General features: G+C 47.5%; 13 protein-coding genes. 6 read left to right on the top strand and 7 right to left on the bottom strand.

Translation table 11 applies throughout. From position 1 onward, the window contains the following. Positions 1-63 precede the first annotated feature (63 nt). From LQZ19_RS10455 to LQZ19_RS10445, 3 genes are read right to left on the bottom strand one after another with little or no spacing between them, the layout of a single operon-like run. A complete protein-coding gene (locus tag LQZ19_RS10455; RefSeq protein WP_411047616.1) occupies positions 64-1,389 on the bottom strand; it encodes a hypothetical protein in 1,326 nt (441 codons plus the stop codon). Further along, positions 1,386-2,162 carry an outer membrane lipoprotein-sorting protein gene (locus LQZ19_RS10450; RefSeq protein ID WP_411047615.1) on the bottom strand — a complete coding sequence of 259 codons (777 nt, stop codon included), beginning with the start codon at positions 2,160-2,162 and terminating at the stop codon, positions 1,386-1,388. The genes LQZ19_RS10455 and LQZ19_RS10450 overlap by 4 nt, the downstream gene beginning before the upstream one ends. After that, on the bottom strand, positions 2,159-4,846 hold the full coding sequence (locus tag LQZ19_RS10445) for an efflux RND transporter permease subunit (RefSeq protein WP_411047614.1): 2,688 nt from the start codon (positions 4,844-4,846) through the stop codon (positions 2,159-2,161). Before LQZ19_RS10445 ends, LQZ19_RS10450 begins: the two co-directional genes overlap by 4 nt. A gap of 176 nt (positions 4,847-5,022) precedes the next feature. Between LQZ19_RS10445 and LQZ19_RS10440 the strand changes: the two genes are divergently transcribed. Continuing rightward, on the top strand, positions 5,023-5,577 hold the full coding sequence (locus LQZ19_RS10440) for a TetR/AcrR family transcriptional regulator (RefSeq protein ID WP_411047613.1): 555 nt from the start codon (positions 5,023-5,025) through the stop codon (positions 5,575-5,577). Positions 5,578-5,642: 65 nt separating this feature from the next. Here the strand turns inward: LQZ19_RS10440 and LQZ19_RS10435 are convergent, their stop codons facing one another. Further along, a complete protein-coding gene (locus LQZ19_RS10435; RefSeq protein WP_411047612.1) occupies positions 5,643-5,819 on the bottom strand; it encodes a hypothetical protein in 177 nt (58 codons plus the stop codon). A 142-nt stretch (positions 5,820-5,961) separates the two neighbouring features. Continuing rightward, positions 5,962-6,570 (bottom strand): TetR/AcrR family transcriptional regulator, encoded by a 609-nt coding sequence (locus LQZ19_RS10430; RefSeq protein ID WP_411047611.1) that lies wholly within the window; start codon positions 6,568-6,570, stop codon positions 5,962-5,964. Between the two features lie 237 nt (positions 6,571-6,807). Between LQZ19_RS10430 and LQZ19_RS10425 the strand changes: the two genes are divergently transcribed. The 3 genes from LQZ19_RS10425 (at position 6,808) to LQZ19_RS10415 (ending at position 9,151) form a co-directional block, all read left to right on the top strand. Then, positions 6,808-6,996, top strand: coding sequence for a hypothetical protein (locus LQZ19_RS10425; RefSeq protein WP_411047610.1), 189 nt, complete (start codon positions 6,808-6,810; stop codon positions 6,994-6,996). 157 nt (positions 6,997-7,153) lie between these two features. Continuing rightward, the gene (locus tag LQZ19_RS10420) at positions 7,154-8,269 is read left to right on the top strand and encodes a BamA/TamA family outer membrane protein (RefSeq protein ID WP_411047609.1); all 1,116 of its coding nucleotides are present in this window, start codon (positions 7,154-7,156) and stop codon (positions 8,267-8,269) included. A gap of 27 nt (positions 8,270-8,296) precedes the next feature. Next, on the top strand, positions 8,297-9,151 hold the full coding sequence (locus tag LQZ19_RS10415) for a DUF4421 family protein (protein ID WP_411047608.1): 855 nt from the start codon (positions 8,297-8,299) through the stop codon (positions 9,149-9,151). Positions 9,152-9,264: 113 nt separating this feature from the next. Here the strand turns inward: LQZ19_RS10415 and LQZ19_RS10410 are convergent, their stop codons facing one another. Both LQZ19_RS10410 and pyrB read right to left on the bottom strand, forming a co-directional pair. Further along, complete coding sequence (locus LQZ19_RS10410) at positions 9,265-9,699, bottom strand: aspartate carbamoyltransferase regulatory subunit (protein WP_411047607.1); 435 nt, start codon at positions 9,697-9,699, stop codon at positions 9,265-9,267. A 1-nt stretch (position 9,700) separates the two neighbouring features. Then, positions 9,701-10,624: an aspartate carbamoyltransferase gene (gene pyrB / locus LQZ19_RS10405; RefSeq protein WP_411047606.1), complete on the bottom strand. Its 924-nt coding sequence runs from the start codon at positions 10,622-10,624 to the stop codon at positions 9,701-9,703. Between the two features lie 447 nt (positions 10,625-11,071). Between pyrB and LQZ19_RS10400 the strand changes: the two genes are divergently transcribed. Beyond that, complete coding sequence (locus tag LQZ19_RS10400) at positions 11,072-11,488, top strand: clan AA aspartic protease (RefSeq protein ID WP_411047605.1); 417 nt, start codon at positions 11,072-11,074, stop codon at positions 11,486-11,488. Positions 11,489-11,530: 42 nt separating this feature from the next. After that, positions 11,531-14,446, top strand: a complete 2,916-nt coding sequence (locus LQZ19_RS10395; protein WP_411047604.1) for an ATP-binding protein — start codon at positions 11,531-11,533, stop codon at positions 14,444-14,446. Positions 14,447-14,658 lie beyond the last annotated feature (212 nt).

Here is a 14,658-nt window from a genome sequence, read left to right as displayed (position 1 = left end):
AAAGAGTATACTGGATATTGGTTGATTTGTCAACTAATATTTCATAACCCCATTGGTTGTCTTTCAAAACGTATATATTAAACCAAGCTTCACAAAACTGTTGCCATAGTATTGTCCAAGTTGACCGTTTTCATCTCCTCCGAAAATACCGACGGAGAATTCAAGCTGTACATCCTGAATTGTCCAATAAATGCCCGGAACGATGAGAAAGTCCTTGTCCTCAATGCCGCAAATACCGGTAGCGCGGACTTCAAGTTCATCCCGGAGGAATTTCTTTGATACTACGGCGGTTATGCGGGTACTGGTCAGTTCGCTGCCGGCTTCGATGTCAAGCAGGGGGTCATCGGAAACTTCATCGTTCTTAAGACGGATGGATTCGTTGCATTGCAGGTTCAGGTTGATCCCCCAGAATAGATCGCGGTCAAAACCGAGGGACCAGACAATTGCAGGATTGTATAGTGCGCCATCGTCTCCGTCGAGGTCGTCGGTAAGGTTTGCGGCGGCTTCCGCGCGGATATTAAAGCCGGCGATTACCTGTGCATAATCAACGCCTATCTGATGGTAGCGGTTGTAGTCAAGGGCGATACCGGTAGGATTGGTTCCGGCGAGGGTAAGGGCGGCGGCCGGCTGGTACATCCGCCCGTAGAAATACTGCGCCCCAATATCCGCAGGCCCAATGGTCGTGGTAAAGCGGGCGCCTGCCTGGGCATACTTCAACGTGTTAAGCTCGTCGTTTGACGGACGGACAAGGGGCAACGGTGAAGCGGAGGATGGCGCCCAGCGCCCTGATTCGGCAAAACGGTGCGGCGAAAACCACGGTAAGAGGACCGCCTCAATTTTTGAAAACGGACCTGCATGGTACGATGCGTGAATCACCGGCTGGGCGAGTTTAATCTCCATACTATCGGTGATGTCGGTAAAACTGCGGTAATCGTAGGGATTTATCACATCCAGGGGGCCCATGCTGTCCGCCTTACCCCAGGTCAGTTTACGCAAACCGCCTTCTATTTCAAAACCGCCAAACCAAGCTTGCAGATACGCTTCATCCAGGGTAACAGAGCCGAAGGTGAATGTTTCGTCCGGCGGGTTTACATTCAGGTTGATGACCCCTTTCACATTGGCGCCCTGGGCCTCGAAATTAAGTTTACCCTGCAAATTGCCGTCCAGGGCGGTATCCGCAGGTTCGTCAAATTCCCTGACATAGCCCAGTAATTCCATGCCGACCTCGCCTGATACCGAGACGGCAAACGGAGCGCCGCCGCCCAGGCCGGTGAATCCGGCGTCCCCGTCATCGGCAATGCCGCCAAAGCCGAAATCTTCCTGCGCCGCAAGAGGGAACGATGCGATAGTCAGTAAAACAAGCGCCCATGAAAAAAACCGCCCTTTCATCTTGCTCTCCCGGTTTCAAGATATGCGGTGGTAAAGACTCCTTCGGGGATGGGGTCGTCGTATTTGATGATGTCCGTGTAGATGGTGGTTGAAGTTCCTGCGCTCACCGTACTTACGGTGGTTTGGGTAGGGGTTAAGCGCCCCTGAATTTCTTTGAGGGCCCCGCTTTCCATTGTTTTTAACAGGGCGCCCCGTTTGTCATACATTTCGCTTTTGTAAACAACACTGTTACTTTTATCGATCCAGGAAATAGTTTTTGAATACGGAAAATCATTGTCCTTGGGAACCGACTGAATAACGTAACAGGCAGCGCCATTCAGGTTTTCTTCCCGTACTATTGTGCTGGTATCTTTTTCGGCGTCCCGGTTCATCAAAGACATATCATCATAGGAAAAATCCGTTCCCATAAAACTGCCCCCGCTTTCCGATGCGGCGATGCGGCGTACCTTCCCAAGGTTGGGAAGGAAAATCCACCGGTCGCTGCCCCCTGCGGATTTATCGATGGTAAGAAAACGTGTGCCCCGTACCGATGCGGGGCTTTGAAAGACAACCACCGTACGCTCGTTTCCCTCTGCATCGTCCTTGGAATACTGGTCAATGTTACGCTCGGTGGTTGCGCCATTTTTTGCGGTAATAACCATACGGGAACGGGACGATTGAGTGTCGGCGCTTATGCGATTCCGCGCCGCCCGGACGATTGCTTCTGCATCCTGGGCAAACAGAATTCCCGCGCCCATAATCAGCGATACAACAATCAATGTGATTCGTTTCATATCTTTACTCCTTGTATATTAATTTCATCCCCCATACGGGGTAATGATTTGGTTCCATAAATAAACTTGGGTTTTAGTGTCACCAAAAACGCCGGTATTACGGTAAGGCTTAAAAAGGCGGTAATAATCATCGCAAGGGCGACTAATAGACCTAAATCGGCGATGATTTGAAATTTTGAAAAGGCAAGCACGGCAAAACCGCCGCCAACGGAAAGAGCGTTGACAATAATAGCCTTGCCGGAACTTTTAAAGGTGCGATGTAAAAAGGCGTTTTCATCGGCGTCCCCGTTTCCGGCAAGGTATTCCCGCTTAAAACTGTCCATAAAATGAATCGTGTAATCAATGCCGATGCCTACGATGAGGCTGGCAATAATTGCGGTCCCGATATTAAGCTTAATGCCCAGGAAACCCATAATCGCAAAATTACACAGAACAGCTATTATAATTGATATGCTGCCGATCAGGCCCGCTGCCAAGGACTTGTTTGAAAGGGCGATGATAATAAATACCATCAAAATGGAAACGGCAATCGTAATCATTTGGGAATCAACTACCAGTTCAGTAACCGCTACTTCCAGGGCCGATCCGCCCCCTACGGTGAAGCGAACCGTATCGGGGAATAATTTTTCGGCATATCCTTTAATAGTATCAATCACCTGCACGGTGTCATTACAACCGGTGGTGCGCATCTGGATACTGGATCTTATTGCCGTCGGCTCGATAGGGTCGTTGGAATAATCGGTATTGTCTCCTGAAAGTAATACCAAATAATTGGCAATAAGCCCTTCCAGTTCCGCGTCCGTTGTTTTACCGTATTTTTCCGGCTCCCGGGGAATTTCGTAATACGCCATGCCTTCGTAATTTGTCCGCCTTTTAAGCTCCCGTACCAGATCATTTGCGTTCATGCCCGCCTTTGTTCCCGCCGCCGAATCAAGCAGGGCGATTAAATCCGCGGCGGAAATTTGGGCTGCAAGAAGATCGGCGTTTCCTTCGGAGGAAACGCTGTCAGCTATATTAGCGCTAAATTCCGCTGGGCTGCTCACTACTTCATTTTCGTCAAAACCAAAACTGCCAAAACCAAAAGCGCCCCCTTCTTCACCCTGGGTTACGGCCGAAGCATTAACCGAAATTCTGTCCGGGCTTTCATCGGCATTAAACACCTGGTTGATTCGTTTAACCATATCGCTGAAACCGGCCGCTTTTCCGACAAGGGGTTCCCGCTCCATAAGTATTGCCGAAAGGTCATCCATTGCGCCGAGTACCCTGGGGTCCAGCAGGGCTTCCGTACTGTCCGCCTCAAGCGCCATACTTATGCTTTTTGAACCGCCGAATTTTTCACGAATGAACCGGTCTGACTTTACTATGTCCGTATTTTTATCAAAAAATTCAACCAGCACATTATCGATGATGAGTTTTGAGCTTCCGTAAATGGCGATTACGGTTAGTATTGCCGTGCATACCAGTACGAGACGACGCCGCATTACCAGGTAGAAAAAACCCTGACCGATTACTGCGTCCCAATCCCTTCCCGGCTTTTTATTTTTACGTTTCGCTTGTATTTCTTTTGGCCCCCGGATTAAAAAACATGCGGGGATGAGGGTTACTGCAACAATAAACGCGGCTAATACCCCCAAAGAGGTAACGACGCCGAATTCAAACATCGGAACAATCGGTGTAAAGCAGAAGGAAATAAAACCCGCCAGGGTGGTCAGGGCGGCAAGAAAAACCGGTTTAAACAAACGCCGAACCAAACAGAATACTATCCGCCGGTGTTCTTCATTGGTTAATTGCTTTTTACCCGTTTCCTCATAATAATGGGTTACAATGTGAATCCCGTAAGCGCTCCCCACAGCTACGAGAAGTACCGGAACTACCATTGAAAGGATAGAAAGTTTAATTCCCAATAAGGGCATACTGCCAACAGACCAAATGGTTGCAATCAGTACCGTTAAGGTTGGAAGAATAATACCGGACGCGCGACGGAACGCAAAAAACAACACCGCCAGCAATACAATAACCACCAGGGGGATGAGTAACACAATATCGTCCACCGTTGCTTCGGAAATGGTGGCGCTTATCACCGGATCACCGGTGACATACACGGTGGCAAGGCCTTCAAACATTTCCAGCGCCGTATCGCGGACTTTAAAGAGGGTTGCGATAACTTCAGGCTCACCGGCATCCGCCTGGGGCACATCAATGGGTATCAAGATTTGCGTTGAACTAAGATCGTCAGAGACAAGCGACCCCTGATACAAATCCCACGAGGCAATCCGTTGTTGTAAGAGGGCGATCTCTTCGGCTGTTCCGGAAAAATCTTCTCCAACTAAATCGGTAACAACTATGGTGTCGCCCTCAGCGGTAATATAATCGGTGGTCATAATTGAAGATACATCATCGACAAATTCAAAGCCCTGTATTGTGGAGATATAATCCCGAATACGGGTTAAAAAAACCGGATCAAAAACCGATCCCACCGGACGTTCAAGCCCGACCATAATCGCCGTGGAATTGCCGAAGGTTTCTTCAAAATGATCCGCAATGATCCGCGACTGGTGGTTCTGGGGCAAAAACCGGTAATTGTTGTTGTCTAATTCCGTACGCGGCAGTTGCAGCACAAAAAACACGGTGATAAGTGCAATCACTCCCACAATCACTTTTGGATACTTAAAAAATTTTTCCATTGTTCCATATCTCCTTTATGTTCGCTTGCCATTGTTGACATAGGTGAATATAATGGACATAATGCTTAATAAGCAACATATAGTTGTTTTGAAAATGTCGAGACGTCCACACGATACGTTGTTGTGTTGGTTTCGCGATACAATTTGTTGTTTTGTTGGGAAAAAAAGGAGAAAATATGGAAACCAAACAAAACCGGAAGGTGCAGTATACCAAAAGGGTGTTGACGGAAGCGCTTGTAAACTTGATGCAGGAGCGGTCTGTTGCGGACATATCGATCAAGGAACTATGCGCCGCAGCCGACGTAAACAGGTCAACCTTCTATGCACACTACAAAGACCAATACGGCATTCTGCAGGAATTAGAGGATGTGGCCATTGAAACTACTGAACAGATAATTGGCAAATATACGCTACAGCCCTCCAAAATCGCTTTGTTACAAATTATCAAAGAGTCGCTTGACCTCACCGCCGGCAACGTTAATTGGACGAGGGTTTTATTAAGCGAGCAGGGGGATATTCATTTTCAGCGGAAACTGTTCAGCCTTATCCTGAAAAACGAAATGACGAGGTTCAAAAACGATGAACAAATTGACGATATTACCAAGGAATACTATCTCACTTTTGGGCTAAACGGCAGTGTCGCCCTGATTCAGCATTGGATAAAAAACGGCATGAACATCCCCAAGGAGAAACTTGCCCGTATGCTCCTCAAGCTGAACCGGCAGGATTGAAATGCAGGAATTGTCCGGTATAACTTGCAACGACAAATATCCGATGATTCACAAGTCCATTTTAATCATTTATTTTTCCCCTGAATTCTTTCCATCACGGAATACGGCTGTGTGTAATGAGAGATCGGCTGCGGTGAGTGTTTATCGGAAGGACGGCCAAAGGCAACGATTCCGGCCAATATAAGGACCGTACCCATAAAACATAATAAGAAATCACCGATTTTAAGAAAGAGTTTATTCATTTTATTCCTCCTTACTTATGCAGACAAGTGAAGGGGGAAAATATTCTACAGAATGATGATTTTTTTATAGATATGAGCGCCACAGGAAAGCCGCCTGAAAACCATCAATCAGGCCTTTCCGTAATGAAAAATCTCCTTAATTTCATGTCTTATCTTTTGGAATGTCTTTTCCGGGATCAATGAATAAAGCTCGGTGTGTTTCAATAAGCCATTCTATGAGTTTTTCCACGGGTATGGGCATATCATTTTTTATCCAGTCACAAATTACCTGTGTAACTCCTGAACTTGAAAAGAGTATCATATATCTAAAAAAAATCTTCTCCTGCGGGGTCATTTTGCCCTTGGATAAATTTATCAGATTGGTTTCCCATTTCTTTCCATACTGGTAAACCAAAGGTTCCGCTTCGCTGTTAAGCATTATTTTCAGAGTTTTTCCGTGGCGGGCCAATTTTTCCAAAAGCTGCGACATCGCATAGACATGATCCTTGTGTGCATCTTCGGCTGATGCTATTGGAATTCTTATTCTCAAATCGAAGGGAGCAAAACAGTTTTCCAAAATTTTTCTGATAACATCGTCTTTGCCTTCATAATGCCGATAAAATGTCTGCCGGGAAACTCCTGCCTTTTCGATAATATCAGAAACGGATATTTTTGTATACGGAATACTTTCCATAAGACGCAGAAGGGCCTCAACAATACAAGCGCGTGAATTTTCCACTTGCTTATCGTGTACCTTTGTTTTGCCTGCCATGATAACCCCACCGTGCCTGTTACAAAAATCAAAAAATGTCATTTTTTACAGAAAACCGTTAACAATTCATATTGAAAAGACCTTATATAATTGCATGGATAACAATACAAGTGTATCATCATCCGTGTTTCATGTAAAGAGTTTCAAAATGAAATGAATATTTACGTTTTTGCGGTGTTTGGGAATTAATGAATGTATAAAAAGGGCAAAGGGAAATCTGTCCATCGGAAACGACGGATGGGTAAGGCAAAGGATTCTATAAGACAAGGCAGCGACAATCCTTTTGACGATCCGTATTTTTGGTTGTCTTTAGCCACAATAGATTTTTGTGGATTGTTTGGAAAAACACAGAAAAATTCCCAGCCGCAGTCTATTGATAAAGAAAATGGTATGTCATCTAAAGAAACAAAAAATATGAGGTATTGAGATGAGACGAATATGTTCGGTTTTTGTATTATTTTTAGTAATTATATCAGGATCATTTTCTCAAGAAACACCGGATAGCGGCCGGGACGAAAATCTTATTGCCGCTATTTCCGTTTCCGGATTAAAAAGAACAAAACTGTATGTAATAGAACAGCCATTGCAAAAATTTATAGGGCGTAACGCTGAAAGCATAGATCTCAATGAAGTGATTGCGATTCTAAAAAGTACCAATGTTATCGAACCGCTGACCGTTGAGATTAAGGACAATCAGGGCGGAAACGGTAACGTCCTTCCGGGACGCTTGCTTGCTATAACGGTACGCGAAAAATGGTCGATTTTCCCTGTTCCGTTTTTTAGTATTAATTCAAACGGTTGGGCCGCAGGCGGCGCTTTTATGGACACAAACGCCTTCGGCGTAAAGGACACCATGATGTTGGTGGGAAGCGGCGGTACCAGCAGCTGGATGGCAAATGTTATGTATATCCATTCACCTAACGCTATAGGCGGCTTTGGATGGAATCTTATGGGCATGTTTTTGTCACAGGACAAAGAGAACATAGACCAAAAAGATGAACGGGTGATCAGGCGTTTTAATTCAATGACTCTAAATCCGTCTATTGGATTATCCTACAAGCTTACCGATTTGATAGTGCCTAGTGTCAGTATCGGATACAAGGGCGTCATGTTACGCGACACTGAAAAACCGATTAATGCACCCGGAGAGGGTGTGCAGGCGATTAGCATTTCACCGGGTATCGGCATTCATAACGATACCTGGGACGGTTATTTTCTTAATGGGATAGACGCCTCGCTCAAGTATAACTACCAGCTTATTATAGACAATGATGATGTTCATTCGATATCTTTAAACGCAGCATTAAACCGGTCGATAATTCCCAGGTTAAGGTTTACGGCGAAAACCGGAATAGTATTTGCCACCGCTTCCTCTTCGCCGTTTTTTGAGTCGTCGTCAATAAACTCCGGGGTAAATATTCTTCCGCAAAAATATTCCGCAGTTGATTTTGCGGGTATTTCTTTGGGACTGGAACGGTTTCTATTTAAATTTTCATTTGGCACTGTTTCAGTATCCGCCGTATATCAGGCGGTTTATTCACACGGGGAATTGCTGCACCATCAATTCGATCACGGACCGGCAGCAATGATGCAAATGTATTTCAGTAAAGTTGCTTTCCCCGGTATGGGCTTAGGCGGCGCATATAACGTAGATAAAAATACATGGCAATATGCTTTTAATGTTGGTATGGCGTTTTAGCGAAAAATGAAATTTAAACTATTTGTGATGAACAAAATATCCTATAAATCCATTGTTTTATTATTCTGTGTTCTTAATTCAAGTTTATCCTTTGCTGAAGATGCCATTGTTCCATTTGACGAAAAAATAGCCCTGAATATTTCGGGGAAATATAATATGGGAATTTTTCAACAGCAATCAACAAGTTATAGAACAAACAAACCGTGGGATGTTGGGCTGGGTATTCGATATAAAAATCTTGCCGCGCAACTATTTATTCCTACATCCTTGAATGATAACTCATTTGATGCGGCGGTAAATTTCTATTTTGAAAAAATGTATTATGAAACATACATTAAACGATATAGAAATTTCTATTTAAAGGAAGATGACGAATCTATGGGATATGAAAACGCCGGACTAGATATGATGAGCGGCGGAATAATGGCAGGCCGGATACATAATTACAAAAATCATTCCCTACGTTCAGTATTTACCATGTCTGAAAAACAAACAACCCCAAGCGGGAGTTTCCTTTACGGTTTTGGGGTGTTTTACACGTCGGTATATTCACAAAACGAGACCATGTCACGTTATAACGGGCGGCAGCATATTGCATATTTTGGACCAACGGCGGGGTATTCGCACACATGGACACTTCCGCACAGTATGTTTTTGAATGTAGGTATCAATATGGGGGCAAATTTTGGAATAAATATAAATGATACGAAAATGTTGTTTATCCCCCAAATAAACCCTAAAATTACCTTTGGGCATCACAATAATTCATGGTCAATCAATGCGGTAATGGGTTGTAATACATCAGTACTGTTATGGAGCAAAGACAATCTTGATATATTAATCCCGGCTACCATGGGCGTAACATTTTCAAATCGTTTTTAATACTATGGAATGGAGTTTTTAGAAAAATGTATAAAACATTTGGGCTTTTACCTTTCGGTTTCACCGGGCCTGAAAATGGTACGGCGGATACGTTCCCCGGACAGCCGTTTTATTCACCGGAAGTCCGCCGTAGACCGTATCTCATCGCAGTACTCGCAGCGATAGGTCCCCAGCACAGGATCCTCCAGATGGAAGATATGCGGTACATAGGCTTCAGTAGAAGTAACGCACCGTGGGTTCTTGCAGATCAGGATATCCTCTACCCGATCGGGGAGCTGGAGCTTTATTTTTTCGGTGATCACCTCGTTCTCAATGATATTAACGGTGATATCCGGATCGATGAGCCCAAGAAGTTCATAGTTGATAGAAATAGTGTTATCAATCTTGATGATATCCTTTTTGCCCATGTGCCGGGAGCTGGCGTTAACCACAAAGGCCACCGTATAGGGCGCCTTGCCGAGACCGAGCCAGTTGAAGATCCGTATACCCTGGCCGGCCTTAATATGATCAATAACAATGCCGTTCTTTATCTTCGCTATGTTAAGCATTTTACACCACCCCTAAAAGTGAGGATAACAGGGCCATACGCACGTACATGCCGTACTTTGTCTGTTTAAAATAGGCCGCCCGGGGGTCCCCGTCAACCTCCAGTGCAATCTCGTTAACCCTTGGCAGGGGGTGGAGGATGATCATATCATCCCTGGCGGCCTTCATCTTTTCCGTGGTGAGAATATAACTGTCCTTGAGACGGATATAGTCTTCCTCGTTAAAGAACCGTTCCCGCTGAACCCGGGTCATGTAGAGCACGTCCAGGTCCCCCATCACCTTTTCCAGATGGTCGGTCTCAAGGTACTCGGTCCCGGCCTTTTTCAAAATCCCCTGGGTTATATAGTCCGGAACTTTGAGCTCCGGTGGGGAAATGAAGATTAGCCGTATCCCCGTGTACCGGGACAGGGCCTTGGCCAGGGAATGGACGGTACGGCCAAACTTGAGGTCCCCGCAGAATCCAACGGTAAGCCCGTCAAAATGCCCCCGCAAGCGGCGGATGGTGAGCAGGTCCGTCAGGGTCTGGGTGGGGTGATGATGCCCTCCGTCACCGCCGTTCACCACCGGCACCTCGGCATAGCGGGAAGCCACCATGGCAGCCCCTTCCTTGGGGTTCCGCATGACAATGGCGTCGGCATAGCAGGATACGGTACGGATGGTATCCGCCAGGCTCTCCCCCTTAGAGGCGGAACTGGAACCGGGCTCGGCAAAGCCCAGACAGGCCCCTCCCAAACGCAGCATGGCCGCCTCGAAACTCAGCCGGGTACGGGTACTGGGTTCAAAAAACAGGGTTGCCAGCAGCTTTCCCCGGCAGCTTTCCCGCAGATACAGCGGATCCGCCTCGATTTTTTCCGCCAAAGTAAAGAGTCCGGCCATTTCCTCTATGCTGAAATTGCCGGGTTCCACCAGATGACGTCCTTTAAGCATGTCCCCTCCTCACGATTATCGCATTGTGCAAAAAAAAACCGCCCCAAAAGGCGGATATTCATACAAAAATAGAAACCAGGCTGCACGGAACTAAACGCCGGCCGCCATAACGAACCACTGAAATTTGTTTTTCTATACCAGGTGTTTCCTCAACGCGCATAACAATCATATTATAGCAAGCGGGATGGAAAAGGACAAGACGGGCGGACGGCGACGGACCAGAAGGGAAGAATTTAACCACGGACCACACGGACCTCACGGACGAAGAGGAAGAAGCGGTTATTCTTCTTCTTCCGTGGTTATTTCTGAAACATTTTTCCCCAAGGACTAAAGCATTTTGCAGGGCTGCGCCCCTATAGAAGGGTGCAGGGGCAGGACCGTTGGTCTGAGGCAGTTTGCCTCAAAGCCCCCGGCATGGTATACTAAATCTTAATGGAGAGAGGCAAAATGATGGGAACCGTGTATGAAGAGATCACCCTGAAAAACGTGGCTGATTTAACGAGAGTTGAAGAAGGGCTTATCAAGGAATCAGGAATTCGGCAGATGACGCTCCGGTGCGTGGTTGATACCGGCGCGGGGACTCTGGTAATCAGCGAAGCGGTGCAGAACGAGCTGGGCCTGCGGACGAAGCGTGTGCGTGAGTCTACCCTGGCAAATGGGGAAAAGACGGCCTGCAAGATAGCCGAAACGGTAGAAATTCAATGGAAGGACCGTTCCATGACCTGTGAGCCTTGGGTGCTTCCCGAGGCGCCGGAGGTGCTCCTGGGCGCAATCCCCCTGGAAAACATGGACCTCATGGTGGACCCCATGGAACGAAAACTGGTTGGCGTCCACGGGGACCAACCGGTGGGGATGATCTACTAATCTTCCCATAATTTGTTATACTGAAAATGCGGGGGTAATGGAATGTACAGCTCGATAATTCTGTTTTTCCTCTCCATCATTATCTTTGTTATTGTTTTCTATATGTTAGCCCTGCTCTGGTTTACCGATACGCGCAACCGCCGGCTGACGGGCTTCTTTGCCTTAGGCTCCGCCATTGCCTTTGGGATCTTTTTAAACGCCATCGACATGGTTATCAGGACGGAACTGTTCCCCTTCGTCTTTACCCTGCGATCCATCACCCTGTCGGCATTCCCCTACGGCGTCTTTGCCTTTGCCCGGTCTCTTACGGATATCAAGTTCTTTAAATCCAAAACGATCAATGCAATAAGTTGGATTTTACTGGTTCTGGATATCCTTATCATCCTGACTAACCCCCTGCATCACCTGTACTACCGGGCCTATACCTATCCCCGGCCGGAATATGCCCAGGCATTCCCGGTCCACTACGTGTTTCTCATAGTAATCTGGGGTCTGGGTGTCATCCTCCTGCTCCACCATGTGGTTAAAAAGACGCCAAACCGGGTCCACACGCTCCTCCTGACCCTGGCATCCATACTTCCCATGGTCCTCAATATGTTGTTCACCCGGGGAATTTTCCTCTTCAACCTGGAACACGATATCGTTCCCTTCGGCTGCTTCATCATGTTTATCACCTTCGCCATACTCTTAAATCCGGCGGAACAGTTCAATCTCCAGACCATTGCCTACAGCAGTATCCTTACGGCCTTTACGGACTTTTATCTTGTGGTGGACACCAACAATATTATTATCGATACCAACATGACCGCAGACCGGCTGGACATAAGCTTAAACATGGTTCCGGGAAAGCTCACGGTGTTCGGCATGATCTCCCAGATATACCCCCTAACGGCCCATACGGAGCCGGCCAATTTCTTTGAGGAACTGGCGGATTTTTCCAAACCCTTTCCGGGCGGAGAAATAAGTATCCGCACCCCCCATGGGGACCGGACTTTTACCACCACCCGGCAGGAACTGTACGTTGGGAAGCGCTTTACCGGCTACACCATGATCTTTACGGATGTCAGCGCCTACCGCGGCATGATCCGGGAGATAAACCAGCAGAAGGAACAGCTTGAGATCCTCAAGGAAACCGCCGAATCCGCCAACGCCGCCAAGAGCAGCTTCCTTGCCAATATGAGCCACGAGATGCGCACCCCCCTGAACGCCGTCATCGGCCTTTCGGAACTGGAATTGGGAAGGGAAGATGAGGAGATAAATCCGGAAACCCGGGAAAATATCGAAAAGGTCTACAGCTCCGGAATGACCCTCCTGGGGATCATCAACGATATTCTGGATATTTCCAAGATCGAATCGGGCCGCTTCGAACTTATCCCGGCGGAATACGATATCCCCAGTTTGATTAACGATACTATTACCCTGAATATCGTACGCATAGGCAGTAAACCTATTGTCTTTACCCTGGATATTGAGGACGATCTGCCCGCAAGGCTCATCGGCGATGAACTGCGGGTAAAACAGATCCTCAACAACCTCCTGAGCAACGCCTTTAAGTATACCCGGGAAGGTTCGGTACGCCTGGGCATCTCCGGTAATAAGGAAGGGAATGCGGTCCGGCTCAGGATCCGGATCAGCGACACCGGGATCGGCATAAAGCCTGAGGATAGGGAGCTGCTCTTCCATGACTATCAGCAGGTAGACACCGGAGCTAACCGCAAAATAGAAGGAACCGGCCTGGGGCTTTCCATCACCAAACGGATGGTGGAGATGATGGGCGGAAAGATCTCCGCGGAAAGTGAATACGGTAAGGGGAGTGTTTTTTCCTTTGACATACTCCAGGGCTTTGTAAACGATACTACCATAGGCCCAGCGATGGCAGAAAACCTGCGGCAATTTAAGTATTCCATGGGCCGCCGGGACCGGAACAGAAATATTGTGCGGGCTTACATCCCCTACGCAAAAGTCCTGGTGGTGGACGATGTGGTTACCAACCTGGATGTAGCCCGGGGTATGCTCAAGCCCTACGGCATGACCGTGGACTGTGTTACCAGCGGTCAGAAGGCCATCGATCTGGTCCGTGCCGCTACGGTAAGGTACAACGCCATCTTCATGGATCACATGATGCCCGGGATGGACGGGGTTGAAGCGGTTAAAAAGATCCGCAGCGAAATAGGTACCGAATACGCCAAAACCGTGCCCATTATCGCCCTTACCGCAAATGCCATCCTGGGTAATGAGGAATTCTTTCTGAACAACGGGTTCCAGGCATTCCTCTCCAAGCCCATTGATATTATGCGGATGAATGAGGTTATAAACCGTTGGGTCCGGAACAAGGAGCTTGAAAAAGATCTGCCTAAGGAACAGGAACTGCCGGAGCAGGCTTCGAAGAGTGGGATCCTGGCGGACAAAAAAATAAGCGGTCTCGATTTTGTCAAAGCCCTGGAACGGTTCGGCGGAGACGAGGCATACCTGGAAACCCTCCGCTCCTACGTAAACCATACCCCGCCACTGCTGGAAAAACTCCAAGGCGAGGGGACCTTGGCAGACTACGCCATTACGGTCCACGGTATTAAGGGTTCCAGTTACGGGATCTGCGCTGACGCGGTAGGGAAACTGGCGGAACAGCTGGAACTGGCCGCTAAGTCGGGAGACCAAACATTTGTGGAATCCAATACCCCCCGCTTTATTGCGGAAACACAAAAACTCCTCGAAGGTATCAATGCCCTGCTTAAAACCCTGGATGGGGAAAATTCAAAACCCAAAAAACCCGCGCCGGACAAGGAACTCCTGTCACGGATACGGGTTGCCGCGGAAAACTATAACATCGCCGATCTGGACATCGCCATGGAGGAGCTGGAACGCTATACCTATGAATCTCAGCAGGACCTTGTCGCCTGGATTCGGGAGCAGATAGATTTATCGGAGTTTGATCGTATCTGTAAACGCCTGGAAACTTAGTATTCAGACCGTCCCCTATCTAAACTTGACCCACAAAGGAGACCGCTTACGCAAACAGCTTGTTACTACGTATCTTTACCGGCTTCCCGCAGCTTGCGATTGAGCTCCGCTATCACCCGGTCTTTTTCCTCAATCACTCGGACGTTTTCCTCGATCGCCAGCCGGGCTTTCTCCGCTCCTTCTTCCAGGCCCCTCTGGTGTGCATTATACAT

It is taken from the genome of Treponema primitia (assembly GCF_046533075.1).
Classification (GTDB): domain Bacteria; phylum Spirochaetota; class Spirochaetia; order Treponematales; family Breznakiellaceae; genus Termitinema; species Termitinema primitia_B.
Note: the sequence above shows the minus strand (reverse complement) of the source record. Positions and strands in the feature narration are given on the sequence as shown.

Coding starts and splice junctions, on each gene's coding strand:
- LQZ19_RS10410 (WP_411047607.1), bottom strand. CDS start 9,699: ATGCTTAACATAGCGAAGATAAAGAACGGCATTGTTATTGATCATATT.
- LQZ19_RS10400 (WP_411047605.1), top strand. CDS start 11,072: ATGATGGGAACCGTGTATGAAGAGATCACCCTGAAAAACGTGGCTGAT.
- LQZ19_RS10450 (WP_411047615.1), bottom strand. CDS start 2,162: ATGAAACGAATCACATTGATTGTTGTATCGCTGATTATGGGCGCGGGA.
- LQZ19_RS10435 (WP_411047612.1), bottom strand. CDS start 5,819: ATGAATAAACTCTTTCTTAAAATCGGTGATTTCTTATTATGTTTTATG.
- LQZ19_RS10455 (WP_411047616.1), bottom strand. CDS start 1,389: ATGAAAGGGCGGTTTTTTTCATGGGCGCTTGTTTTACTGACTATCGCA.
- LQZ19_RS10445 (WP_411047614.1), bottom strand. CDS start 4,846: ATGGAAAAATTTTTTAAGTATCCAAAAGTGATTGTGGGAGTGATTGCA.
- LQZ19_RS10430 (WP_411047611.1), bottom strand. CDS start 6,570: ATGGCAGGCAAAACAAAGGTACACGATAAGCAAGTGGAAAATTCACGC.
- LQZ19_RS10425 (WP_411047610.1), top strand. CDS start 6,808: ATGGGTAAGGCAAAGGATTCTATAAGACAAGGCAGCGACAATCCTTTT.
- LQZ19_RS10415 (WP_411047608.1), top strand. CDS start 8,297: ATGAACAAAATATCCTATAAATCCATTGTTTTATTATTCTGTGTTCTT.
- LQZ19_RS10440 (WP_411047613.1), top strand. CDS start 5,023: ATGGAAACCAAACAAAACCGGAAGGTGCAGTATACCAAAAGGGTGTTG.
- pyrB (WP_411047606.1), bottom strand. CDS start 10,624: ATGCTTAAAGGACGTCATCTGGTGGAACCCGGCAATTTCAGCATAGAG.
- LQZ19_RS10395 (WP_411047604.1), top strand. CDS start 11,531: ATGTACAGCTCGATAATTCTGTTTTTCCTCTCCATCATTATCTTTGTT.